This window comes from Micromonospora sp. NBC_01796 (assembly GCF_035917455.1).
Classification (GTDB): domain Bacteria; phylum Actinomycetota; class Actinomycetes; order Mycobacteriales; family Micromonosporaceae; genus Micromonospora_G.
The window spans coordinates 6,568,540-6,593,596 of record NZ_CP109078.1 but is presented as its reverse complement, the minus strand read 5'-3'; the positions used below and the strand labels follow the sequence as shown (position 1 = coordinate 6,593,596).

At 70.7% G+C, this 25,057-nt stretch carries 15 protein-coding genes; 2 read left to right on the top strand and 13 right to left on the bottom strand.

The features are described 5' to 3' along the window. Positions 1–7: 7 nt before the first annotated feature. The 9 genes from OIE47_RS29545 to OIE47_RS29505 all read right to left on the bottom strand — a co-directional run bounded on the left by OIE47_RS29545 (position 8) and on the right by OIE47_RS29505 (position 19,334). Positions 8–790 carry a class I SAM-dependent methyltransferase gene (locus OIE47_RS29545; RefSeq protein ID WP_326557792.1) on the bottom strand — a complete coding sequence of 261 codons (783 nt, stop codon included), beginning with the start codon at positions 788–790 and terminating at the stop codon, positions 8–10. After that, positions 787–1,764 carry an ABC transporter substrate-binding protein gene (locus OIE47_RS29540; RefSeq protein WP_326557791.1) on the bottom strand — a complete coding sequence of 326 codons (978 nt, stop codon included), beginning with the start codon at positions 1,762–1,764 and terminating at the stop codon, positions 787–789. Before OIE47_RS29540 ends, OIE47_RS29545 begins: the two co-directional genes overlap by 4 nt. A gap of 297 nt (positions 1,765–2,061) precedes the next feature. Continuing rightward, positions 2,062–3,624 carry a sugar transferase gene (locus OIE47_RS29535; RefSeq protein ID WP_326557790.1) on the bottom strand — a complete coding sequence of 521 codons (1,563 nt, stop codon included), beginning with the start codon at positions 3,622–3,624 and terminating at the stop codon, positions 2,062–2,064. 423 nt (positions 3,625–4,047) lie between these two features. Then, positions 4,048–6,573, bottom strand: a complete 2,526-nt coding sequence (locus OIE47_RS29530) for a DNA gyrase/topoisomerase IV subunit A (RefSeq protein WP_326557789.1) — start codon at positions 6,571–6,573, stop codon at positions 4,048–4,050. Between the two features lie 96 nt (positions 6,574–6,669). After that, positions 6,670–8,727, bottom strand: a complete 2,058-nt coding sequence (locus OIE47_RS29525; RefSeq protein ID WP_326557788.1) for a DNA gyrase/topoisomerase IV subunit B — start codon at positions 8,725–8,727, stop codon at positions 6,670–6,672. Positions 8,728–9,063: 336 nt separating this feature from the next. Continuing rightward, a complete protein-coding gene (locus OIE47_RS29520) occupies positions 9,064–10,038 on the bottom strand; it encodes a fatty acid desaturase family protein (RefSeq protein ID WP_326557787.1) in 975 nt (324 codons plus the stop codon). A 38-nt stretch (positions 10,039–10,076) separates the two neighbouring features. Next, positions 10,077–11,000: a pyridoxal-phosphate dependent enzyme gene (locus OIE47_RS29515; protein WP_326557786.1), complete on the bottom strand. Its 924-nt coding sequence runs from the start codon at positions 10,998–11,000 to the stop codon at positions 10,077–10,079. A gap of 83 nt (positions 11,001–11,083) precedes the next feature. Next, positions 11,084–18,412, bottom strand: a complete 7,329-nt coding sequence (locus OIE47_RS29510; RefSeq protein WP_326557785.1) for a non-ribosomal peptide synthetase/MFS transporter — start codon at positions 18,410–18,412, stop codon at positions 11,084–11,086. A 199-nt stretch (positions 18,413–18,611) separates the two neighbouring features. Then, on the bottom strand, positions 18,612–19,334 hold the full coding sequence (locus OIE47_RS29505; RefSeq protein WP_326557784.1) for an NAD(P)-dependent oxidoreductase: 723 nt from the start codon (positions 19,332–19,334) through the stop codon (positions 18,612–18,614). Between the two features lie 22 nt (positions 19,335–19,356). On the opposite strand from OIE47_RS29505, the gene OIE47_RS29500 reads away from it, so the two are divergent. Continuing rightward, positions 19,357–19,848, top strand: coding sequence for a MarR family transcriptional regulator (locus tag OIE47_RS29500; protein WP_326557783.1), 492 nt, complete (start codon positions 19,357–19,359; stop codon positions 19,846–19,848). Positions 19,849–19,860: 12 nt separating this feature from the next. Here OIE47_RS29500 and OIE47_RS29495 read toward each other — a convergent pair whose 3' ends face one another. The 4 genes from OIE47_RS29495 to OIE47_RS29480 are packed head-to-tail and all read right to left on the bottom strand — an operon-like array spanning position 19,861 to position 22,550. Next, the gene (locus OIE47_RS29495) at positions 19,861–20,634 is read right to left on the bottom strand and encodes an SDR family NAD(P)-dependent oxidoreductase (RefSeq protein WP_326557782.1); all 774 of its coding nucleotides are present in this window, start codon (positions 20,632–20,634) and stop codon (positions 19,861–19,863) included. A gap of 17 nt (positions 20,635–20,651) precedes the next feature. Continuing rightward, positions 20,652–21,149: an AAA family ATPase gene (locus tag OIE47_RS29490; protein ID WP_326557781.1), complete on the bottom strand. Its 498-nt coding sequence runs from the start codon at positions 21,147–21,149 to the stop codon at positions 20,652–20,654. A gap of 55 nt (positions 21,150–21,204) precedes the next feature. Beyond that, complete coding sequence (locus OIE47_RS29485) at positions 21,205–21,741, bottom strand: GNAT family N-acetyltransferase (protein ID WP_326557780.1); 537 nt, start codon at positions 21,739–21,741, stop codon at positions 21,205–21,207. A 14-nt stretch (positions 21,742–21,755) separates the two neighbouring features. After that, positions 21,756–22,550, bottom strand: a complete 795-nt coding sequence (locus OIE47_RS29480; protein ID WP_326557779.1) for a TetR/AcrR family transcriptional regulator — start codon at positions 22,548–22,550, stop codon at positions 21,756–21,758. A gap of 245 nt (positions 22,551–22,795) precedes the next feature. On the opposite strand from OIE47_RS29480, the gene OIE47_RS29475 reads away from it, so the two are divergent. Then, the gene (locus OIE47_RS29475) at positions 22,796–25,042 is read left to right on the top strand and encodes an excinuclease ABC subunit UvrA (RefSeq protein ID WP_326563278.1); all 2,247 of its coding nucleotides are present in this window, start codon (positions 22,796–22,798) and stop codon (positions 25,040–25,042) included. The last annotated feature ends 15 nt before the right edge of the window (positions 25,043–25,057 follow it).

The following is a 25,057-nucleotide window of genomic DNA, read 5'->3' as shown; positions in this document are numbered from 1 at the left end:
GTCGTCCTCATCGGCGGGCGAACACCACGTAGTCGTCGAGGTACTGCCACACCGTGCCGACCTCGGCAAACCCTGCCGTACGCAGCGCGGCGAGGTGGAACTCCAGCGGTGCCAGGGGCTGCGGTGGCCGGTCGGCAAAACGCCGTTCCCGCTCCACCGCCAGCGGGGCGATCTCCGGATCGGCGAGGGCTTCGGCGTACCACTGCTGGTAGTCGAGCGCACCACCGGCGAAGCCGGCCTGCTGCACCTTCGCGTCGTGCAGTCGCGACAGGTCGTGCAGGGTGGTCGACGGGGCGAACCGGAGGTGGTCGGCGTTGAGCAGGATGCCGCCGGGCGGAAGCAGCTCGGCCGCCGCGGTGTAGACCCGCAGGAGTTGCTCGGGCGAGAGCCAGTGCAGCGCCGTGGAGCTGAGTACGGCGTCGATCCGCCGCCCGTCGAGGAACCGGCTCCAGTCCGGGGCGACCAGGTCAACCTCGTGCACCTGCGCCCGTGCCCCGTGCTCGGCGAGCGCACCCCGGGCGACGTGCAGCAGGATCGGGTCGTAGTCGACGGCGACGGTCCGGGCGTTCGGCAGGGCCCCGAGCACCCGGTCGGAGATCGCACCGGGACCGCAGGCCAGGTCGAGCACGGTCAGGTCGTCCGGGAGCAGCAACCGCAGTACGTCGAGCATGGCGGTGAACCGGTCCTCGCGGTTGGCGACGTACGCGGCCTGCTGGTCGTCCCAGAGCCGGAGCAGCCGCCGGGCGGGGTGGGTGGTGGTCTCGTCGAGCATGGCTTCTCCGGTGTTCATCGCAGGTTCGGGGCGAGGGTGTGCAGACCGGCGCTGACCTGCTCCAACGCGCCTACGCTGCGGATCGAGGGGTCCATCGACGAGCCGGACACGGTGATGAACCGCCCGTTGACCACCGCGTCGAGCTTGGCCGTGACCGGGTTCTTCCGCAGGAAGTCGATCTTCGACTGGGCACTGTCGCCGTCGCCGCCACGGGTCAGGTCGGCCAGCACGATCACGTCCGGGTTGCGCTGGGCGATCTCCTCCCAGTTGCCGGCCGGCCACTTCTGCTTCGCGTCGGTGAACGCGTTGGTCGCCCCGAGCAGCGAACTGATGGTGTCCGGCAACCCACCGTGTCCGGCCACGTACGGGGTGCTGGTGCCGGAGTAGTACCAGAGCAGCGAGGTGTCCGGTGCGGCCGTACCGGTTCGCTTCGCCGCGTCCAGCCGGGCCTGCTGTCCGGCCACCACCCGGTCGCCCTTGGCCGCCACACCGAAGATGGTGGCGATGTCCCTGATCTCGGCGAAGATGCCGTCGAACGTCACCTCGTCCCTGGCGATGGCCTGGTCCTCGCAGGCGAACGCGGACAGGTACGCGGGCACCCCGAGTGCACCCAGTTCCTTACGCTCCCCCGCCGCGTCCGGCGCGTACGCCGACGAGTACGTGGAGTAGACGAAGTCGGGGTTCGCCGCGCGTACCGCCTCCCGCGAGGGGTAGAGCTTGGCCAGCACCGGCACCCGGTCGTAGTCGGCGCGAAGCTCGGGCAGCACCGGGTCGGTCTGGTAGCTGGTGCCGATCATCCGGTCGGCCAGCCCGAGGGTCAGCATGATCTCGGTGGCGTTCTGCTCGAGGGCGACCGCCCGGCTCGGCGGTGCCGCCACGGTCAGCGGCAACCCGCAACTACTCACCACCACCGGGCTCGCGCCCGCCGTCACCCCCGCCGCCTCCGGCGCCGGGGACTCATCGCAGGCAACCAGACCACCAAGGGCCACCACGGCCATAATCGAAATGAAAGTCGTTTTCACAACGCCGGACCCTACCAGCCCAGCACCCCACCCCAACAAGCCCCAGCCACCCAAAGACACATGCCACTCAACAGATAGTCACCGCAACCAATACACAAAAACGCCGGCCCACCAAAGGTGACCCGGCGTTCCAACACATCTTCAGACAGAACAACCCCTGCTGCCGCCACAACCCAAGCGGCTAAGGGGTTGGGGCGGCATGCCCCGCGGAGGGATCAAGCCTGACCGCCCAGAGCGGGGCATGCCGCCCCAACCCCACCACCCCCGCTAACGCCCACCCCCACGGAACACCTCGGCCACCGTACGCAGCACGACCTTGATGTCCAGCCAGAGCGACCAGTTCTCGATGTAGTAGTTGTCGAACCGGGCCCGGTCGGAGATCGGGGTGTCCCCGCGCAAGCCACTGACCTGGGCAAGCCCGGTCAAACCGACCGGCACCCGGTGGCGCATCGCGTAGTCGGGGTGCTCGGCGGAGAACTTCTCCACGAAGAAGGGACGCTCCGGACGCGGACCGACCACCGTCATGTCACCACGCAGGATGTTCCAGAGCTGAGGCAACTCGTCCAGCGACGTACGCCGCATGAACCGACCGATCGGACTGACCCGCTGGTCGTTCGCGATGGACCAATTCGTCTGCGACTCCCGCTCGTTGACCGGGCGCATCGAACGGAACTTGATCACATTGAACGGCTGGCCGTAACGCCCGATCCGCTCCTGGTAGAAGAAGATCCCGCGCCCACCGTCGAGGAACGTGGCGATCGCGCAGAGCAACAGGATCGGGCTCAGCGCGAGCAGCGCGATGGACGCGAAGATGATGTCCGAGGCCCGCTTCACCGCCCACCTGGGGCCGGACAGGGTGGTGTGCCGGATCTGCACGACCGGGATCGCGCCGATGTGGTCCGGGAGCCCGGCGTAGGAACGGGAGCCCCACAGCCGGGGCACCGCCCAGAGGTCACAGCTCGCGGAGCCCGGCTGTTGCAGGATCTCCATCAGAGTGCCCTCGTCGGAGGTGGGGTCGGCGATGATGAGCACGTCGCACTCGACAACCGAGATGAGCTTCTCGAGGTCGTTGAAGGTACCGATCAGCGGCGGTGCACCGGGTTCGTTGTGCATCTCGGCGTCGACACAGCCGGCGAAGCGGAGGCCGTACTGGGGGTAGCGGCGCAGCAACCGGGCGATCTCGAGAGCGATCGGACCGCCACCGAGGATGATGGCGTTGTGCTCCGCCCACCGTCGTTTGCGGGCGACCAGCGCGATCTTCCTGGTGATCGCCCGCCCGACGATGACCAGCCCGGCGGAGAGCGCCACCCCGTGCATGAACCCGACCAGGTACTGGAGTTCGTCGTGCCGCGAGGCCGCGATGACCGCCACGATGCCGGCCGAGGCGAGCAGCCGGCCACAGAGGCTGGGCAGTTCGTCGAGGATGCTCACATGCCGGCGGGCCCGGTAGAGGCCACCGGTGGCGAAGATGGTGACCGTCAGTGCGGCGGCGAACAACGTCCCGCGCTGGTAGCGGTCGGTCAGCAGCAGCGGCGCCAGGAGGGCGACGATGTCGACCGGCGCGGTGAGCATCCAGGCCCGCAAACCACGGGTACGTCCCGAAGCGCGGGAACTGACATAGGGCAGAACCGCAGTGGTCGCGTACGGCGAGGGACCCGAGTTACCCGGTGCAGTGGCCCGTCCACGCGCCGTACGGGGTTTGGGGATCGTCGTCTCGGTGTCGAACTCGCCGACCGCCGTCCCCTGGCCGGGTACCGGTACCGACTGGCCGTTCGCCTCGTCGATGGGTTGCCCGACCGAATCCTGGCGCACCGTCGGCCAGCTCGACATGTTTATGACCTCCCCGTTTGGCGCAGCAGGAAACGCGCCGGGAGCAGGATACGGCTGCCATAGCCGTTCCGCCAGCGGCGCATCTGGCAGAGTTTGTCGGCCGGTAGGGGAAGAGTCCCGGCGCCAACCCATTGCCCGGTAACGGATGTATCAATCCGTCGCCTGCAACGCGATCGATACGCCAACAGGGTCCTATTTGGTCACTGTCCGTGACGCTCGTGATGCTTGGGGCTGTGGCTGGGTCAGGCGACCGCCGCATCATGGGGCCGACGAGTGGCACAGGCCACTGCTCGAGGACGGGTGCCGGCGGTCCACGGTGGAAGTCCGTTCATCTGCCGTACACGTTGTGCGACCCGAACGGCCCCGGAACGACATCCGCCGGTCGGCCGCGAGGGCCGACCGGCGGTGCTGTGAACGGTCGGGTCAGCCGCGCTCGACGAGGTGGCCGATGATGTCCGGGCCGAAGATGGCGGTGCCGGACCCGTCGCGGCGCTCGTCGGTGGTGGGGAGGGCGAGCGGCTCCCCGCGCTTGCTCGCACCGACCGGACGCGGCCCCACCCAGGCCACGACCAGCCGGGTCTCGCCCTTCAGGAACCGCTGTGCCCGTACTCCGCCGGTGGCTCGGCCCTTGGCCGGGTAGAGGGCGAACGGGGTGACCTTCACGCCACTGCCGGTGCTGGTGACCACCATCGGGTCGCCCTGCTCCGGGTCGTTTGTCCGGACCGCCCCGAAGAACAGGACCTGCGCGTCGGTGGTGAGGTTGACGCCGGCCATGCCGCCGCCCTTGAGCCCCTGCGGGCGTACGAGCTGCGCCGGGAACCGCAGCAGCGAGGCGTCCGAGGTGACGAAGACGAGCGACTCCGTACCGTCGGCGAGCCAGGTCGCACCGACCACCTCGTCGCCCTCGCGCAGGCCGATCACCTCGAACTCGTCCGCCCGGACCGGCCATTCCGGCGCGCACACCTTGACCACGCCCTGCCGGGTGCCCAGGGCGAGCCCCGGTGACCCGGCCCCCTGCTCACCCAGGGGCACCAGCCCCACGACGGTCTCGCCCGACTGCAACGACACCAGCTCGGAGGCGGACATGCCGCCGCTGACCGACACCGTGCCGGCCTGCTCGGGCAGGACCGGCAGCGGAAGGACGTCGGTCTTGAACGCCCGACCGGCGCTGGTGATCAGGAGCACCTGGCCACGGGCGGTGGCCCGGACGACCGTACGGACCGCGTCGTGCTTGGTACGGCCGTTGCGGCGCCGCCCCTCGGAGGTCTCCTCGGACTCGGCGGCGGTCCGGGCGACCAGACCGGTCGCGGAGAGGATCACCTGGCAGGGGTCGTCGGCGACCTCCAGCGGACCGGCCGGAGCGGAGGCGGCGAGCACCTCCTTGAGGTCCCCGTCGACCAGGGTCGTACGCCGTGGGGTCGCGAAGTCCTTCACCACGGCGGCCAGTTCGTCCGAGACGACCCGGCGCAGCACTGCCTCGTCGTCGAGGATCGCCGACAGCGCGGCGATCTCGTTGCGCAACTGGTCCCGCTCGGCCTCCAGCTCGATCCGGTCGAACTTGGTGAGCCGGCGCAACGGGGTGTCGAGGATGTAACCGGCCTGGATCTCGGAGAGCTGGAACCGACCCATCAGGGCGTCCCGGGCGGCCAGGGCGTTGTCGCTGCCCCGGATCAGCCGGACCACCTCGTCGATGTCGAGCAGTGCGATCAACAGGCCGTCGACCAGGTGCAACCGGTCCTGCCGCTTACGTCGGCGGAACGTCGTACGGCGGGTCACCACCTGATAGCGGTGGGCAAGGAACACCTCGAGCAGTGACTTGAGCCCGAGGGTCTGCGGCTGCCCGTCCACCAGGACGAGGTTGTTCACGCCGAACGACTGCTCCAGCGGGGTGAGCCGGTAGAGGTCGGCGAGCAGTGCCTGCGGGTTCACCCCGACCTTGCACTCGATGACCAGGCGGGTGCCGTTCTCCCGGTCGGTCAGGTCCTTCACGTCGGCGATGCCCTGCAACCGGGCCGGCTGGCGCTGACCCTTGCGGGGGCCGGAGGTGATCGGCTTGCCGCGTACCTCGTCGGTGATCGCCTCGATGACCTTCTCCGCACCGACGCCGTACGGCAACTCGGTGACGGTGATGGCCTGCCGGCCCCGGCTGCCCTCCAGCGGGCCGATCGTCACCCGGCCCCGCATCCGGACCACCCCACGCCCGGTCTCGTACGCCTTGCGCACCTCGTCCAGGCCGAGCAGCAGGCCACCGGTCGGCAGGTCCGGACCGGGGACGAACTCCATCAGCTTGTCCAGGGACGCGTCCGGGTGCCTGATCAGCCAACGGGCCGCCGCGACCACCTCGCCGAGGTTGTGCGGGATCATGTTCGTGGCCATCCCGACCGCGATCCCCGAGGTGCCGTTGACCAGCAGGTTCGGGAAGGCGGCGGGCAGAACGCTGGGCTCGGAGAGCGACCCGTCGTAGTTCGGCCGGAAGTCGACCGTGCCCTCGCCGAGCTCGCCGACCAGCAGCATCGCCTCGCGGGACATCCGGGCCTCGGTGTACCGGGCGGCGGCCGGGCCGTCGTCCGGCGAGCCGAAGTTGCCGTGGCCGTCGATCAGCGGGACGTTGAGGGAGAAGTTCTGCGCCAACCGGACCATCGCGTCGTAGATGGCGGTGTCGCCGTGCGGGTGGTACTTACCCATCACGTCACCGACGACGCGGGCCGACTTCACGTGCCCCCGGTCCGGCCGGTAGCCCTGCTCGCTCATGGAGTACAGGATCCGGCGGTGCACCGGCTTGAGACCGTCGCGCGCGTCCGGCAGCGCCCGGGAGTGGATCACCGAGAAGGCGTACTCCAGGTAGGAGTCCTCCACCTCGGTGGCGAGCGGGTTGTCGAGAACCCGCGCCCCCGCCTGGTCGAAGGCGGACAGGTCGACCTTCGAGGGTTTGCCGGTACGGCGTGCCATGACTGCGTGCTCTCTTCCATCCGTCGGCCGGTTCGGCGACCGCTCTTGTTACACAGCGACTCGGGCGTGGCGGAGCCGGCGGCCGGCTCGGCCCCGTCAGGTGTCGATGGTCTCCTGGTCGACCCGGCTGGCGGAGTCGATGAGCCAGTTCTTGCGGGGTTCGACCTTCTCCCCCATCAGCAACTCCAGGACGTCCTCGGCCGCCTGGACGTCGTCGAGCTTGATCCGGCGGACCGCGCGGGTGGCCGGGTTCATCGTGGTGTCCCACAACTCGTCGGCGTCCATCTCGCCGAGACCCTTGAACCGGGGAATCGGGGTGACGACCTGCTTGCCGGCCTTCTCCAGCCGGGCCACCGTGCTCGACATCTCGGCCTGGGTGTAGGTGTAGCGGGTCTCCGGGTTGCGGCCCTTGGTGGTGACCTTGTGCAGCGGTGGCACCGCGGCGAACAGCCGACCGGCCTCGATCACCGGTCGCATGTACTTCGCGAACAGGGTGATCAGCAGGGTACGGATGTGCGAGCCGTCCACGTCCGCGTCCGCCATGATCATGATCCGGCCGTACCGGAGGGCGTCGAGATCGAAGGTACGACCCGAGCCGGCCCCGAGCACCTGGACGATCGCCGAACACTCGGCATTGTCCAGGACCTGTTGCAGGCTGGCCTTCTGCACGTTCAGGATCTTGCCCCGGATCGGCAGCAGGGCCTGGTACTCCGACGACCGGGCCAGCCGGGCGGTGCCCAGCGCGCTGTCCCCCTCGACGATGAACAGCTCGCTGCGCTCGACCCCGGTGGAGCGGCAGTCCACCAGCTTCGGCGGCATCGAGGCGCCCTCGAGCGCGGTCTTGCGCCGGGCCGCGTCCTTCTGCTGCTTCTGGGTCAGCCGGACCCGCGCGGCGTCCACGATCTTCTGCAGCACCGTACGCGCCTCGGCCTTGGTCCGCCGGTCCTCCAGCCAGGCCTTGACCTGCTGCTCGACGACCGTCTGGACCACCTTGGTGACCGGGGCGGTGGAGAGTTCGTCCTTGGTCTGCGAGGTGAACTGCGGCTCGGGGATCCGCACGTGCACCACGACGGTCATGCCCTCGAGCACGTCGTCGAGGATCGGCGGATCCTCCTTCGGCTTGAGCAGACCACGGGTGTTGCGGATCGCGGTCGTCAACGCCCGTACGGCACCGCGCTCGAAACCCTTGCGGTGGGTGCCGCCGTGCACGTTGCGGATGGTGTTGGTGAAGGTCTCCACCGTCCGCTCGTAACCGGTCCCCCACTTGAGCGCGACCTCGACCTCGGCCCGGCGCTCCACGTTGCTCTGCATCACGCCGTGCTCGTCGGCGGCGTTCTCCCGGTAGGTGCCCTCGCCGTTGATGAGGAGGGTGCCGGAGACCGGCTTGTCCCCGGCCGGGGTCAGGAAGTCCACCATGTCGCCGAGGCCGTTGGGAAAGTGGAACGTCTCGGTCGTGGGCGTCTCGGCGGTGTTGTCCCGCAACGCGTAGGTGACGCCGGGCACGAGGAACGCGGTGTTGCGCAGCTTGGTCCGGACGGCGTCCACGTCGAGCGAGGCGCCGGTCTCGAAGTAGCGGGCGTCGTGCCAGTAGCGGATGGAGGTGCCGGTGGAGGCACCGCGCTTCATCCGGCCCACCGGCCGCAGGCCCGGCTGCCGGGTGAAGGTCGCATCCGGCCCCGCGCCGTCGAAGACACCCGGCACGCCGTGCTGGAACGACATCTGGTGGACCTGCCCGCCGCGTGCGACGGTGACGTCGAACCGGTGGGAGAGCGCGTTGACCGCCGAGGCGCCCACACCGTGCAGACCGCCGGAGGTCTTGTAGCCGGAGCCGCCGAACTTCCCGCCGGCGTGCAGCCGGGTCAGGACCAGCTCGACGCCGGAGAGCCCGGAGCGTGCGTGCAGGTCGGTGGGGATCCCCCGGCCGTCGTCGTCCACCTGCACCGAACCGTCGGCGTGCAGGGTGACCTCGACATGGGTGGCGTGACCGGCCACGCCCTCGTCGGTGGAGTTGTCCAGGATCTCGTTGAACAGGTGACCCACGCCACGGCTGTCGGTCGACCCGATGTACATGCCGGGTCGCTTCCGGACGGCGTCGAGGCCTTCCAGATGGGTGAGGTCGTCTGCCCCGTACAGAATCTCAGGCTGTGCAGTCAACGAGCTGAACTCCCAGAGGTGCGGTGTTACACGCCGAGAATCGGCATGATCGTCGGTCGGCGGGCCGGCGCTGCCCGCGAGCCTACCTACTCCCCTGTCCGCTCTGACGGGACTGTCCGGGTCGGCGGGGCGCGGCGGGGACGGACATCACGTCATCGTGCCGTCGGGGTACGACAGGAAGTCTCCCCGTACCCGCACCGGGAGGCAAATCTTGTCATTGCAAAGTCACCCTGGGCGGCGCCATGTTGTCACTGTAAAGATTCGCCCGACACATGACTGCGACGGCCCGGCCACGTCGGGCCGGGCCGTTTTCCACCGGCCGGGGCCGGTCACCGCTCAGACGGTCGACGCCGTACGGTCGCCCGTGGTCTGCCGACCGGCCGCCACCTGCGGTCGGGGACGGCGCAACTCGCGCCAGAGCAGCCGGTAGAAATCGGCGTAGCTGCGCTCGACGTTCGTCGCGTACAGCCGCGTCTCCTCGTGCCGGCCCGGCAGTTGGTTGATCGGGACCGTCATCGCCGCGTGGTGCTCGATGTGCAGGTTGTTGCCGTTGGTGTACCAGGTACTCAACCAACTGCCACGGATCGAGCGGGTGTTGCGCAGGACGTCGGTGGTGTCGGTCTCGCAGAGCAGATGCTCGGGCAACTCGACGAGGAAGTGCATCGGCACCGCGAGCAGCAGGGGCAGGACCCACAACCGGAGCGGGTACTGCCCGTACCCGGCCAGGGCGAGACCGACCGCGGCCAGCACCACCGCGCCCAGGATGAGGTGTTCGGTGACAATCTTGCGGCGCATGGTGGGGCTGACCGGGCCGTACTGGTAACGCCACCGGCCGGTCGCCGACCGGACGACGTCCAGCCCGACCGAGCCGAGCCTCGGGTAGTCGAGCAGCCCGCGCAGCAGGCCCGGCGCGGTGATCGGCTTACGGGTGTCGAAACCGAAGAACTCGGTGTCCTGCGGGGTGCCGAGGAACCGGTGGTGCTGCAGGTGGCGCAGCCGGTAGTGGCTGTAGACCACCAGCAGCGGAAGCCCCAGCGGCACGCCGACCAGCCGGTGCGGCAACGAGTTCCGGAACGCCGAGTGGTGCAGGCACTGGTGCTGCAACTCCACCGCATGGGTGTACATCGCCGCCAGCAGCACCACGCCGAGCGCGACGAGCAGCGGCTCCGGCCGCAGCGCGAGCACGACGCCCGCCGCGCTGAGTACGGCCAGCACCGCCAGCTTGGCAACGAACACCCGCTCGTCCGAACCGGACACTCGGGTACGGGTGAACAGCAGCGCCGGACCGGGTACTGCGGTTGTCACGGTCATCACGTCTCCAGGGCGTGGGTGGGTCTGTGCGGGTGTGGTCAGCGGCCGCTGAGCAGGACCACATGGGTCCCCGGTGCCAGGCCGACCGCGTCCGCCCGGGCGAGCAGACCCGCCAGCGCGACGGCTCCGGCGGCGGTCGGGTGGGCGCCGTACCGGGCGAGTGCGGTACGGGCATCGCATAGCTGGCGGTCGTCGACGCCGTACGCCTCGCCGCCGGTGTCCGCGATCGCGGCCATCGCCTCCGGTCCCTGCAGGGCGTGCCAGTTGACCAGGGGCTGGTTGTGGTCGGTGGTGCTGACCCCGTCCGGCGGGAGCATCCGGTACTCGCCCGGCCAGCTCGTCAGCACCGGGTTGTTGCCGGCGGAGCCGACCCCGTTGATCACCGTGGGCCAGTCCAGGGCACGCAACTGGCGGTGCACCGCGATGATCGTGGTGCCGTTCCCGACCGGGATCCAGAGCGCGGCCGGGGGCTCGCCGAGCACCTCCCGCAGCGCCGGGACCACCACCCCGTGCCCCGCGAACACCGCGTCGACGTACGGGCCGTCGACGTTGCCGTCGATCGCGCCGTCCTCGGCCGCGAGCCGGCGGGACTCGTCCACCGCGTCCTCGTAGCTGCCCGCCACCAGGTGCACCCGCGCGCCGGCCGCCCGCATGAACGCACCGCCGTCACTCCACCCCTGCGGCAGCACGACGGTGCAGGTCAGCCCGGCGGCGCGGGTCGCCATCGCCATCGCGCGCCCGTAGTTGCCGCAGGTGGCGACGACAACGTGCCGGTAGCCGTCGGCGATCGCGCGGGCCACCACGGCACGCGCGGCCGGCTCCTTGTGACTGCCGGAGGCGTACCTGGTCTCGTCCTTGACCAGGATCCGTACGCCCGGGACCAGGCCGGCGGCCTCGATCAGCGGGGTGCCGTACGCGTCGGTGGGCGCTTCGTCGGCGGCGGCGAGGGTGTCGATGGACATGGGGATCCTCAGATCTGGCCGGGGTGGCCGGTGAAAGATGGCTGGGGCCGGTGACTGGTGTCGGGCGGTTGGTGGCGGGCGGCTCAGTTCCTGGTCGCGAGCAGCAGTTCGTCGGCCTCGCGCTGGAGGGTGTCCCGGTCGCCGATCTCGGCCGGGGGTACGGCGTCCGGCAGGTGGTCCTCGATCAGCCGCAGGGGACGGTTGAACCAGCCCCGGACCGCCCAGCCGAGTTGGAGCAGCCCGCTGACGATGACCAGCAGGGCGAGGCCGCGTCCGGGTCCGGTGCCGATCAGGGCGCCGACCGTGTCGGCGAGCCCGCCGCCCGGTTCGAGCAGCGGCTGGACGTAGTGGTCGGCCAGCGGCCCGACCACCAGGTAGCCCAGCGGCATGGTCAGCATCATCACCGTGATGAAGATCGACAGGACCCGGCCCTGCAACTCGAAGCCGACCTTGGTCTGGATCAGCGCGATCCAGTGGCCCTCGGTGACCGACTCGCCGAAGGTGAGCAGGAACATGCCGATCACGGCGAAGACCGGGCTGGCCCCGACACCGACGATCGCCATCGCCAGGCTGGCCAGGCCCATGAAAATGATCACTCCGTTCGCCCGCCGGGCGGTGCCGCCCCACAGGCCCATCAGCAGGCTGCCGCAGAGCCCGCCGAGACCACCGGCGGAGAGCGCCGCGCCGAGCGCCATCGGGGACTGTTCGATCAGCAGCATCGGGGTGATGACCGCGAACCCGAGCGTGTAGAGGGCGTGGTCGATGACGAAGAACCGCAGTGCCGCGCGGAGTCCCGGCCGGCGGGCGATGTACCGCCAACCGTTGGCCACCTCGCGCCGGAACGTCTCCTCCCGCCGCCGGAACATCAGGTCCGGGAACCGGACGAAGATCAGGGTGCTCACCCCGACGCAGAAGGTCAGTACGTCGAGCAGGATCACCCCGGAGATGCCGATCAGACCGATCAGGCCGGCGCCGAGCATCGGCGCGAACACCAGGCCGAAGTTCACCCCGAGCTGGCTGATCCCGTTGGCGTGACCGAGGTAGCGCTTCGGCACCAACTGGGCCACCGCCGCCAGGTAGGCGGGTCGTTGGAAGGCGCCGGCGACCGAGGTGACCGACACCGCCAGGTAGACCTGCCAGAGTTCCAGCCCGCCGCCGAGGACCGCCAGGCCAAGGGTGCCCATCGCGAGGGCCGCCGCCGCGTCACTGGCGAGCATGACCCGCCGCCGGTCCCACCGGTCGGCGACCGCGCCGGCCACCGGGCCGACCAGGATCCCGGGCAGCATGCCGACCGCGCTGACCACGGCGAAGTCCGTGATCGCACCGGTCTGCTGGTAGACCCAGATGCTCAGGACCAGGGTGCTGAGTCCACTGCCGATCATCGACACGAACTGGCCGAAGGCGACCAACGCGAACCGGGACAGGCTCGGCGACGGCCGGCGACGTACCGCCGGGACGGCCGGCGCCGGGACGACCTCGGTCTTCGGCGCGGTCTCGGCGGCGGCGGGTGCCGGGTCGGCCGCCGCGGGTTCGGAACCGGTACGTCGCAGCCACTGCCGGGCCCGCTCGACCAGAACCCGGGCCAGCGGCTCGGGGTGGCTGCGGACGAAGAAGTGACCGGCCTTCGGCAACACCGCGAGGTCGACCTCGGTGGCGAAGTGCTCCCACTCGCGGTGCCGCTCCTGGTAGTGCTCGGTCACCCGGTCTCGGGCGCCGACGACCGCCAGCACCGGCGCGCGCAGCCGGGTCGGCTCGGCACCCCGGTAGTCCGCGGTGAAGTACTCCTCCGCGTCCCGCGCGTCGTGCCGTACGTTGCGCAGCACGAACGCCTCGTCCTCGGGACGGTCCAGGTCGGTGAAGCCGCCCCGGCCGCGCAGGTAGGACAGGTACTCCCGGTCGGAGGTGAACCGGTCGGTCGGTACCAACCGGTAGAACCAGTCGAAGAACCGCCCGGGGAGCCGGGCGGTGGGGAAACCGGCGCCGAGTCCGACCCCGATCAGCTCGACCCCGGCCGCCTCGGCCCGGCGGGCGATTTCCATGGTGACCGCGACCCCGAGGCAGTGCCCGTAGAGCAGGACCGGCCCGGTCAGCGCCTCGATCTCGGGGAGCACCAGGGCGGCCACCTCGGTACCGGGCAGCAGCGCTTCGTCCGGCCGGGACTGGTCGTGGCCCGGCAGTTCCAGCGCGTAGAGCGCCCAGTTCGCCGGCAGGGCCGCCGCGAGCGGCTGGTAGGCGATCGCGCTGCCACCGGAGTAGGGCACCCCGACCACGGTCACCCCACCGGTGGCCGGGTCCGCGTCGTTCGGGGTCATCCGATGCAGCAGCCGGTCCGGGCCGCCGGCCGGTTCGGCCGGTCGCCGGTCGAGCAGGGCGGCGAGCGTACGGACGGTGGGGTGCTGGTACAGCTCGATCAGGGTCGGCGCGGGCTCGATTCGCCGGACCAGGCGCAGCGCGGTGAACGAGTCCCCACCGAGGGAGAAGAAGGTGTCGTCGATGCCGATCCCGGTCACCCCGAGCGTCTCGGCCCAGACCGCCACCAGGCGCCGCTCGGTGGGCGTACGCGGTGCCGTACCGCCGGTTGCCGTACCCGCGGCCGGGGGTGCCGGTAGCGCCCGACGGTCGAGTTTGCCGTTGGGCGTGAGCGGCAGCCGGGGCAGCTCGACCACCCGCGCCGGCACCATGTGCACCGGGAGGCTGGCGGCGAGCGCGTCGCGTACGTCGGCCTCGGTGACCTCGGCGCCCGGCCGGGCGACCAGGTAACCGACGAGTTGGGCGATCCCGGACGGGAGCTGGTGCACGGCGGCGGCGCAGGCCAGCACCCCGTCCAGGGTGCCCATGACGGCCTCGACCTCGCCCAGCTCCACCCGGTAACCGTTGATCTTGACCTGGTCGTCGAGCCGGCCCAGGAAGTCGACGTTGCCGTTCCGGTGGAACCGGGCCGCGTCCCCGGTCCGGTACATCCGGGCCGACTCGGTCATCCCACCGGTGAGTCCGGCCGCGTCCCGGTCCACACCGGAGGGCGCGTCGGCGTAGGGGTCGGGGACAAAACGTTCGGCGGTCAGCTCCGGCCGGTCGTGGTAACCGGGCGCGACTCCCACCCCACCGAGGTACAGCTCACCGACCACCCCGGCGGGCACCGGTTGGCCGTACGCGTCGAGCACGTACACCCGGTTGTTCGGGAACGGCTGCCCGATCGGCAGGGGCGCGTCCGGCGGCAACCCGTCGACGTCACCGTCGAAGTAGACGTTGTCCACGGTGACCTCGGTGACCCCGTACGCGTTCACCACCCGGTTGCCGACCCCGACCAGCCGCCGGGCCTGCTGGTACTCCCGTACGTGCCACTTCTCGCCGCCGCCGATCAGCAACCGGACGAAGTCCAGCCGCTGGCCGCTCGCCTCCACGTGGGCGAGCAGGGTACGCAGGACCGCCGGTACGAGTTCGGTGCAGTTGACCTGTTCGTCGCGCATCAACGCGTACAGGTCGGCGGGGTCGAGCAGTACCTCGCGGGGCACCACCACCAACCGACCGCCGGTGCAGTGCGCGCGCAGCGTCTCCCCGACGAACATGTCGAAGGAGAAGCTGGCCGCCTGCTGGTACGTCCACCCCGGATCGAGCCGGTACGCGCGCTGCCACATCACCGCCGCGTGCACCAGGTTTCCGTGGTTGACCACCACGCCCTTGGCCCGACCGGTGGAGCCGGAGGTGTAGATGACGTACGCCGGATCGTCCGGCACGTTGACCCCGGGCGGGTCGGTGTGGTCGAGCACGTCGATCGTCGCCGCGTCCCGGTCCAGCGCCAGCACCGCCACCCCGTCGGGGGCCTGTGGGGCACCGGCCAGGTCGAGGCGGGTCACCAGGGCCAGCGCCCGGCTGTCGGTCAGCATGTAGCGCAGCCGGTCCGGCGGGTACGCCGGGTCGAGCGGCACGTACGCACCGCCGGCCTTCAGCACCGCCCACATCGCCACGAACAGTTCGATCCCCCGGTCGAGGCAGATCGCCACCCGGCCGCCGGGGCGTACACCGCGCTCGCGCAGCAGCCGGGCGAGCCGGTTGGCCCGCTCGTTGAGCTGCCGGTAGCTGATCGTGGTGTCCCCGTACGTGAGCGCCGGTGCGGCCGGGGTCGCCGCCGCGCACCGCTCGAACAGCTCGTGCAGACCGTTGGCGGCCGGTACCGGCGCGGCGTGGTCGTTCCAGTCGTGCAGGATCCGGGTCCGCTCGGCCGGGGTGAGCAGGTCCAGCCGGGTGACCGGGGTGGACGGCCCCTCGACTCCGGCGGCGAGGAGCGTCAGCAGGTGGTCCAGCAGCGCCTCGACCCGCTCGGCGTCGAAGAGTTCGGTGGCGTAGTCGACGCTCAGCACCGGACCGTCGACGGGGAAGTCCAGACCGACCGCGAGATCCACCATGGTCGCCGCCGGGGCCACCTCACCGGCGTACCGCACCGGGTCGGTGCCGGGTACGGGTGTGTTGTGCACGGTCAGCATCACCCCGCTGAGCCGGTTGCGGTTACCGCTGGCGGGTCGCCGGGTGGCCGCGATGATGTCCGGCAGCGACAGTTCCTGATGGTCCAGGTCGCGGACCACCGCGTCGCGTACCCGCTCCACCAGTTCGGCGAAGGTCGGCTCGCCGCCGACGTCACCGCGCATCGGCAGGATGTTGAGCACCGGGCCGACCAGCGACTCCAGGTCGGGCTCCGTCCGCCCGGCCACCGGCGCCAGCACCGTCACGTCGGTCCGGCCGGTGTAACGCAGCAGCACCGACTGGAGCCCGGCCAGTACCACCATGAAGAGGCTGGCCCGGTGCGCCCGGCCACACCGGCGCAGCCGGTCGACCAGCTCCGGGTCGAGCTGGCGGGCCACCCGGCCGGCGGCGAACGACCGTACGGGTGGGCGCGGGCGGTCGGCCGGCAGTTCCAGGTCCAGGTCGGCGTCGGCGAACCGGTCCCGCCAGTACCCGGTGAGCGTCTCGTCGGCGGCGTGGGCGAGGCGCCGGGCGGCGAGGTCCGGCAGTGGTCGCGGCGGCGTGGGCGCCGGGGTGCGACCCGCCGACAGGTCCCGGTGGAGTCGGGCCAGTTCGTCGCCGAGGACCCCGACCGACCAGCCGTCGAACACCAGGTGGTGGACCACGAGCAGCAGTTCGTCGTCGCCGCCGGTACGCAGCAGCAGCGCCCGCGCCAGCGGTCCGTCGGCCAGGTCGACCGGTTCCCGTACGGCCTGCCGGCGCGCCTGTTCGAGCCGGGATTCGCGCAGGTCGGTCGGCAGGTCCCGCAGGTCGACCTCGGTCAGCTCGACCGTGGCGTCCGGCACGATCACCATCCGCGGTTCGTCCCCGTCGAGCGGGAACCGGGCCCGCAGCAGGGGATGCCTGCGGGCGAGCTCCGCCAGGCACGCGGCGATGGTCCCGGCGCTGACCGGTCCGGCCATCCGGTACCTGATGCCGAGGGTGTGCGCCGGCAGCTCGCCGCTGACCTGCTCGGCGATCCAGAAGTCCCGCTGTAGTGGGGAGAGCGGCAGTTCGAACGGCTCCGGCTCGGGCTCGTCGGTCGACGCCACCGGGTCCGGTGTCCCGTTCGACGCCGGGTCCGGTCCCGTGGTCGGCGTACCGGTCGAGCGGAGCAGGGCGACGAGTTCGGCGAGGGTCGGTGCCGCGTAGAGCTGGGCGAGGGTCAGGTCCACGCCGTACTCGCGCCGGAGCGCGCTGGTCAGCCGGATCGCGTCGAGCGAGTCGGCGCCGAGAGCGAAGAGGTCGTCGGTGGTCGCGACGTCGGTGACACCGAGCAGGTCGGCCCAGAGCCCGCCGACCCGTGCCACGAACGGGTCACCGGGCGCCGCCGCCGGGTCCGCGCCGGTCGCCGTCATGGCCACCGGTACGGCACCGAGCGCCGCCCGGTCGACCTTGCCCTGCGGGGTGAGCGGGAAGCGGGCGTGGCCGACGATCGCGGCCGGCACGAGATGGGCGGGCAGGGTCGCGGCGAGCTGCCGGCGTACCGTGACCGGGTCGACCGCTCCCTCGGCGGCCGTCAGGTGCCCGACCAGCCTCGGCTGCCCGGAACGCCCGTCGACCAGGACCACCGCGTCGGTGATGCCGGGCAGCGCCCGCAGGGCGGATTCGACCTCGCCCAGCTCGACCCGGAAGCCACGGATCTTCACCTGGTGGTCGAACCGACCCAGGTAGACGAGCTCTCCGTCGGCAAGCTGCCGGACCCGGTCCCCCGTGCGGTACTCCGGCGCGCCGTCCGGGCCGGGAACAAAACGCTCGGCGGTCAGGTCGGGTCGGCGCAGGTAACCGGTGGCCACACCCGCGCCACCGATGACCAGCTCCCCCGGATCACCGACGACAACCGGCTTCCCGGACGGGTCGAGCACCCGGACGGTGACACCGGGCAGCGGGTGCCCGATCGGCACCGGCCCGTCGCCGTTCCAGCCGGTGAGGTCCGCGACCGTGGCGACCACCGTCGTCTCGGTCGGCCCGTACGTGTTGAGCAGCCGTACGGCCGGGCCGGTACGGGCCTGCCAATCCCGTACGGCACCCGCCTGTGCCGCCTCCCCACCGATGATCACCAGCCGGACCGTCGCGGGTAGTTCCGCCTCGCCCCGGTCGAGCGCCACGACCAACTCGTGCCAGTACGCGGTGGGCAGGTCGAGCACGGTGACGCCGAGCGCGGCACAGCGGTCCAGGAACAGGTCCGGGCGGCTGATCATGTCCTCGTCGCGGACCACCACGGTCGCACCGGCGGTCAGCGGCGGGAAGATCTCCTCGACGCTGGCGTCGAAGCTGAGCGAGGCGAACTGGAGCACCCGGTCGGCCGGGGTGAGCGCGTACCGGTCCCGGGCGGCGGCGCAGAAGTGGTGAAGCGCCGGGCGGGGCACCATCACGCCCTTGGGTCGGCCGGTGGAGCCGGAGGTGAAGATGACGTACGCGGGATCCTCGGCGGTGGCGCGGGTGGCAGGTGCCGCCGTGCCCGAGGGCGGCCCCGGTTCCCCGATCCGGAGAACCTCGGTGCCCTCGGGCAGCGGCGGGGGGTCGACGTCGGCGGGGACGAGCACCAGCCGTGGCCGTACGTCCTCGACCATGAGGGCCAGCCGGGCCGGCGGGTAGCCGGGGTCGAGCGGCACGTATCCCGCGCCGGCCCGGAGCACCGCGAGCATCGCCACCACCGCCGTGCGTCCCCGGCCGAGGCAGAGTCCGATCAGGTCGCCACCGCTCACCCCGGCACCGACGAGGGTGCCGGCGAGTTCGGTCACCTCGGCGACCAGCTCCGCGTACGTGAGTTCACCGGTCGGGTCGACGAGGGCGACCGCCGCCGGTGCCCGGCGTGCCCGCTCGTCGATCGCCTCGAGCACGTCGACCGCAACACCCCGGGTACGCGCGGATCGGCCGACGTCGGACAGGTCGACGGCAGGTACGACACCCACGGTGGATCTCCTTGGCCTTCGCAGCACGATCGGGGACAGCGCTGAGACGCTACGAAGGAAGTGCCGGCGGTGGGTGAACCCGCGGCGAACATCAGCCCATGATCAGGTCCGCCTTGCATGACTATCTGCGAATAGGTCGATTACCTGTCAGTAGTGACGCTTGTCCTGTCCGGACGGTCGATGGCCGTCGATCGGCCGATCAGTTCGCGAGGCCCACGATCTGCCGCACGGTGCGGGAATCCTCCAGGGCACGGAGCATGTAGTGGGCGACATCGGCGCGCGAGATGGAGAAGCCGCCCCGGACGTTCTGCCCGTACGCGATCCGGTAGGCAGAGGTCAGCGGCTTGTCGGTCAGCTTCGGCGGGCGGGCGATCGTCCAGTCGAGATCGCTGTCGCGCAGGACGTCCTCCATCCGCGCGAGGTCCGCGTAGTGCTGGCGGAACGCGGTCCGCGCGAATCGGGCGCCCAGGTGGCGCATGAAGAAGCCGTCGCCCGGATCGTGTCTGGGCGGCGCCGGCCGGCTGGGCGAGGGCACGGTGCCGATCGGGGCGGCACTCACCACGACGATGCGACGGACCCCCGTTGCCCGCATGGCCGCGATGATGGCCTCGGTACCCCGCCGGGCAACGCCGGCCTCGGCCGTCGAACTCGCGCCGAGCCCGGACAGCACGCCGTCGGCTCCGAGCACGGCGGATTCGATCACGGCGGGGTCGGGGGCGGCCAGGTCGGCGGTGAGGATCCGCGCCGGACTGCCGGTCAACTTCTTCGGATTGCGGACGACCGCGGTGACGTCGTGGCCCGCGGTGACGGCCTGTTCGAGCAGTTGTCGCCCGATGCCGCCGGTCGCCGCGAAGATGGTCAGCTTCATCTGCTGTTCCTGCCTTCCGGTCAGGTAACCCATATAATACGGGAACCGTAGCATATGAATTTGGAAGGCAGACTATATGAGTTCCGTATCACCTTCGGGCACCGACGGCAGCCGCCAACGACGGCGACTGACCACCGGGATCAAGGATTCGCTGCGTGAACTCGGCATCCAGCTGTCCCTGCTCAACCACCAGGTGAGCGCGCACCTCGAACTGAGGGACGTCGACTTCGACTGTCTGGATCTGATCAACCGGCACGGTCCGCTCAGCCCGACCGCCCTGGCCCGGCGTACCGGGCTGCACGCCGCCACCATGACCGGGATCCTCGACCGACTCGAACGTGGCGGCTGGGTGACCCGCGAGCGCGACCCGGCCGACCGCCGGGCGGTACGGGTCCGCGCCCTGCGCGACCGCAATGCCGAACTGATCCGCCTCTACGCGGGGATGAACGGCTCGATGGACGAGATCTGCGCCGGCTACACACCCGAGCAACTCGAACTCCTCGCCGACTTCCTGCGCCGCACCGCCGAGGCCGGCCAGGCTGCCGCCGACGAACTCGCCGCCGACTGACGCCGGTGGCGGTCAGGTGGCCTCGGGATCCAGCCCGAGCGCCGACCGGCCGCCGTCCACCGGCAGGATCGCGCCGTTGACAAAACTCGCCTGGTCGGAGAGGAGGTAGGCGACCGTCGCCGCCACCTCGTCGGGTCGGCCCACCCGCCCCACCGGATGGAGTCGGGCCATCTCCGCCTCCACCCCGGCCGCCTCCCGCTGCGGGAGACCGGCGAGGAGCCCCTCGTAGCGCTCGGTGGTGATGCTGCCGAGCGCGACGGCATTGACCCGGATGCCGTACGGCCCGTAGTCGACCGCAGCCGCCCGGGTGAGGCCCTCCACGGCGGCCTTGGCCGTGGCATAGGGCAGGGCACCGCGTACCGCGCGTTGGGCCTGGTGGGAGGAGATGTTGACGATCGCCCCAGGCGTACCGGCGGCGAGGAACCGGCGGACCGCCGTCGCGCAGCCGACCACGGCCGGCTCGACGTTGCCGGCGATCAGGTCGGCGACCTCGCGGGCCGGGGCGGAGTGCAGCGCCGCGTCACGGAAGATCGCGGCGTTGTTGACCCAGCCGGCGAAGGTCCCCGCCGTCGCCGCGAGATCGACGGCGGCCTCGGTCACCTCCTCGTCGGCGGCGCTGCCGGCAAGCGCGACCAGCCGTGGACCGGCCGGATGGTCCGCCGTCCAGCTCAGGGCCGGTGCCGAGAGCTCGATCACCACAACCGCGTGACCGTCGGCGAGGAGCCGCTCCACGATGGACCGGCCGACCCCTCGACCACCACCGGTCACCACGTACGAACGCCGCACGGCACTTCCTCCCACCGCTAAGGGGTGTCAACCGGACGTGGTCTCTCCCGAGAGAGGTCCTCCACCTGCCGGACGACCGATTCGATCGGGGCGGACGCGTCGATCTCGGCGGTGGCGGTGGCCCGGAGCAGGGGTTCGACGACGGCGACGTGCTCCAGGATGGCAGCCCGTTCGTCGGGCCGCTTGCCGTACGGGTTGTCGGTCCGGGCGGCAATGCGCGACAGCAGCACCTCGACGGGAGCGCTGAGCAGCACGACATGGTCGAACTCCGGATAGAACCGGCCCTGGTTGCTCTTGCAGCCGGCCACGAACAGGTGTCCCGTTCGATGGCCCGCGAGCAGGTCCGTCATCGTCTCCTCGCGCCAGATCCAGTCGGACGATCCGTCCGGCAGCGTCACCCAGTGACTCCACCGGTCGGTGTCGGTGTCGACGCTCCGGTGCCCTCGGGTGGCGAGGATCCGCAGCACCGTCGACTTGCCGGTGCCCGACATCCCGGTGATCAGGACCTTCGCCATCCCGCGAGCCTAGAAGCCATGAGCAGTCGACGCAGCCCCGGCGAGACCCTGGTCGTCAGTCGAGCGGTTTGGCGAACCAGTGCTCGGCGTACGGGCTGGTGTTGAACGGCTCCACCTCGACGTACCCGTGCCCGGTGTAGAGCCGGCGTGCCTCGACCAGGTCGTGGCGGGTGTCGAGCCGCAGCCGCGACAGGCCCCGGCTCCGGGCGACCTCCTCCAACCCGGTGAGCAACCGTGACGCGATCCCCTGTCGACGGGCGGTCCCGGCGACGAAGACGCGGGTGACCTCGCCGAGGGCGTCGGGCAGGAGCCGCAGGCCGGCGCAACCGACCGGGGTGGTGCCGTCGGTGGCCGCCCAGAAGTAACCGTGCGGGGGCACGAGGTCGTCGCTGGGCTCGTCGAGCAGCACCGCGTCGAGTTCGGCCGAGGTCGCCCGGCGGCCGTGGTAGCGGCTCACGATGTCGTCGTAGTAGTCGCGCAGGATCCTGCTGCCGACGTCGGAGTCGGGGCGTACCAGGTTGATCGAGATGGTTGTCGGGGTCTGTGGCACGCCGGCCATGGTCGCCGAGTACGCCGCGGACCGCCAGCGCATTTCTGCGACCGTCCCTACGCGGAGGTCGCCCTGGCGGACTCGATGCCGTCGAGCAGCACGGTGAGGCCGAACCTGAACGTCTCCCGCGCCTCCTGCTCCAGGTAGGGCACGGTCTCGTCGTCGAGTTGGAAACCCTGGTCGCTCTCCATCCGGGTCACGGTCGGGAACCGCTCGGCGAAGTCGGGGGCGACCTCCGCCAGCAGGGCCGATCGGGCGTACCACCAGTCCTCGTCCGACATTCCGGTGGCCACCTTCGCGTGCCGGGCCTCCGTCACCGTCTGGGCGAGACCCCGGACGAAGTGGAACAGCGTGCCGACCGTACGTCGCAGCGCCTTGGCGTCCAGTCCGGTCCGGTAGAGGATCCCCAGCAGGGTCTCCAGTACGACGTACTCGTTCGGTCCGAGGACCGGTCGGGCCTGGGACACCTGGAGCACCCAGGGGTGGCGCAGGTAGAACTCCCACAGGTCGCCGGCCCAGGCGGTGAGCGTGTCCCGCCAGCCGGGCTCCGGGGCGTACCCGGTGGGTAGTTCGGCGTGTACCCGGTCGTACATCAGGTCGAGCAGTTCGGCCTTGTTCGGCACGTACGTGTAGAGCGCCATCGCCGTACGTCCGAACCGCTCGCCCACCGCGCGCATGGACAGGCCGGCCATGCCGTCCCGGTCGGCCACCTCGATCGCCGCGTCCACGATCTCGTCCACGTTCAGTGCCGGCTTGGGCCCCGGACCGGTCCGCACCTCGGGCGAGCCCGGGGTACGCCACAGCAGGGCCATCGAACGACGGGGATCGCCCTGGCCGGCAAAGACCACCACTTGCAACTCCTTAGAGCATAAACTAACCTCGTCAGGTTATCTTTTTATGCCGTAAGAATATCAGGGGGAACGGTATGGGAAACGACCGCGCCAGCCAACCGTCGGGCAACGGGGGCGGGCCGGGCGGCGGACTGCTGCTCGCCGACGAGAACCGACCGGAACCACGCGCCGCCGTTGACGCCGCCCCCGGTCAGCGCGCCGATCTCGACCGCACCAACCCGACCCGCCCCGCCGACAGCCACGGGATGATCGAGGTACGGGGCGCCCGGGAGAACAACCTGGCCGACGTCTCCGTGGACATTCCCAAACGCCACCTCACGGTCTTCACCGGCGTCTCCGGTTCCGGGAAGTCCTCGCTCGTCTTCGGCACCATCGCCGCCGAGTCCCAGCGGCTCATCAACGAGACCTACACCGCCTTCGTCCAGTCCTTCATGCCGAACCTCGGCCGGCCGGACGTGGACGCCCTGCACAACCTCAGCGCGGCGATCGTGGTCGACCAGGAGCGGATGGGGGCCAACTCGCGCTCCACCGTCGGTACGGCGACCGACGCCCACACCATGCTGCGGATCATCTTCAGCCGTCTCGGCACCCCGCACGTCGGCACCTCGACCGCGTTCAGTTTCAACAGCGCCGAGGGCATGTGCCCGGAGTGCGAGGGACTCGGCCGGGTGTCCACCATCGACGTCCACCAGCTCGTGGACGTCGACCTGTCGCTCAACGAGGGTGCGATCACCGCGCCGAACTTCGCCGTCGGAGGGTGGTACTGGCAGACCATGGCCCAGTCCGGCCTCTTCGACCCGGACACGAAGCTGAAGGACTACACCCCGCAGCAGTGGGAGGACTTCCTGCACAAGCCTCCCACCAAGATCATGACGAACAACTTCAACACCACGTACGAGGGCCTGCTGGTCAAGGTGCAGCGGCTCTACCTGGCCAAGGACCGCGAGTCGATGCAGGCGCACATCCGGGCCTTCGTCGACCGGGCCGTCACCTTCACCGGCTGCCCGGCCTGCGGTGGCGCCCGGCTCAACGCGGCGGCGCTGGGCTCGACCATCGACGGCCGCAACATCGCCGAGTGCTCCGCCATGCAGATCAGCGACCTGGCCACGTTCGTCCGCGCCATCACGGACCCCTCGGTGGCGCCGCTGGTCAGGACGCTGCGCGACACCCTGGACTCACTGGTCGAGATCGGCCTCGGTTACCTGAGCCTGGACCGGGAGTCCGGCACCCTCTCCGGTGGCGAGGCGCAACGGGTGAAGATGGTCCGGCACCTCGGCTCCAGCCTCACCGACGTCACCTACGTCTTCGACGAGCCGACGGTGGGCCTGCACCCGCACGACATCCAGCGGATGAACGACCTGCTGATCCGGCTGCGCGACAAGGGCAACACCGTACTGGTGGTGGAGCACAAGCCCGAGGTGGTCGAGATCGCCGACCACGTGGTCGACCTGGGACCGGGCGCGGGATCGGCCGGCGGCCGGATCTGCTACACCGGCGACGTCGCCGGACTCCGGAGATCCGACACCCTCACCGGGCGGCACCTGGGTCACCGGGCCCGGCTGCGCGAGCGTGTACGGCAGCCGCAGGGGCAGCTCCACATCACCGGCGCCCACCTGCACAACCTCAAGGACGTCGACGTCGACATCCCGCTCGGCGTACTGACCGTGGTCACCGGGGTCGCCGGATCGGGCAAGAGTTCACTGATCCACGGGTCGCTGCCTCGCCGCGAGGGGGTGGCCGTGGTCGACCAGTCCCCGATCCGGGGCTCCCGGCGCAGCAATCCGGCCACCTACACCGGCCTGCTCGACCCGATCCGGACCGCCTTCGCGAAGGCGAACGGGGTCAAGGCGGCCCTGTTCAGCGCGAACTCCGAGGGTGCGTGCGGGAACTGCAAGGGCATCGGCCTCGTGTACACCGACCTCGCCATGATGGCCGGGGTGGCGTCGGTCTGCGAGCAGTGTGAGGGCAAGCGGTTCACCCCCGAGGTGCTCACCCACAAGCTGCGCGGCCGGGACATCAGCGAGGTCCTGGCCATGTCGGTGACCGAGGCGCGGGACTTCTTCACCAGCGGACCGGCGCGGGCGATCCTCGACCGGCTCTCCGACGCCGGCCTGGGTTACATCGGGCTGGGGCAGCCGCTCACCACCCTGTCCGGCGGGGAGCGGCAGCGGATCAAGCTGGCCATCCAGATGGCGGAGAAGGCCACCACGTACGTGCTGGACGAACCGACCACCGGGCTGCACCTGGCCGACGTGGACAAGCTCCTCGCCCTGTTGGACCGGCTGGTCGACGACGGCAACACGGTGGTGGTGATCGAGCACCACCAGGCGGTGATGGCACACGCCGACTGGCTGATCGACCTCGGTCCCGGTGCCGGGCAGGACGGCGGCCGGGTGGTGTTCACCGGTACCCCCGCGGACCTGGTCGCGGGCGGGGACTCGCTCACCGCCCGTCACCTGCGGACGTACCTGGGGGTGACCGGGCGCGCCTGATCGGCGGTCCGCTTT

Coding starts and splice junctions, on each gene's coding strand:
- OIE47_RS29505 (WP_326557784.1), bottom strand. CDS start 19,334: ATGCTACGGTTCCCGTATTATATGGGTTACCTGACCGGAAGGCAGGAA.
- OIE47_RS29490 (WP_326557781.1), bottom strand. CDS start 21,149: ATGGCGAAGGTCCTGATCACCGGGATGTCGGGCACCGGCAAGTCGACG.
- OIE47_RS29530 (WP_326557789.1), bottom strand. CDS start 6,573: ATGGCACGCCGTACCGGCAAACCCTCGAAGGTCGACCTGTCCGCCTTC.
- OIE47_RS29545 (WP_326557792.1), bottom strand. CDS start 790: ATGAACACCGGAGAAGCCATGCTCGACGAGACCACCACCCACCCCGCC.
- OIE47_RS29485 (WP_326557780.1), bottom strand. CDS start 21,741: ATGCGCTGGCGGTCCGCGGCGTACTCGGCGACCATGGCCGGCGTGCCA.
- OIE47_RS29535 (WP_326557790.1), bottom strand. CDS start 3,624: ATGTCGAGCTGGCCGACGGTGCGCCAGGATTCGGTCGGGCAACCCATC.
- OIE47_RS29500 (WP_326557783.1), top strand. CDS start 19,357: ATGAGTTCCGTATCACCTTCGGGCACCGACGGCAGCCGCCAACGACGG.
- OIE47_RS29475 (WP_326563278.1), top strand. CDS start 22,796: ATGATCGAGGTACGGGGCGCCCGGGAGAACAACCTGGCCGACGTCTCC.
- OIE47_RS29520 (WP_326557787.1), bottom strand. CDS start 10,038: ATGACCGTGACAACCGCAGTACCCGGTCCGGCGCTGCTGTTCACCCGT.
- OIE47_RS29515 (WP_326557786.1), bottom strand. CDS start 11,000: ATGTCCATCGACACCCTCGCCGCCGCCGACGAAGCGCCCACCGACGCG.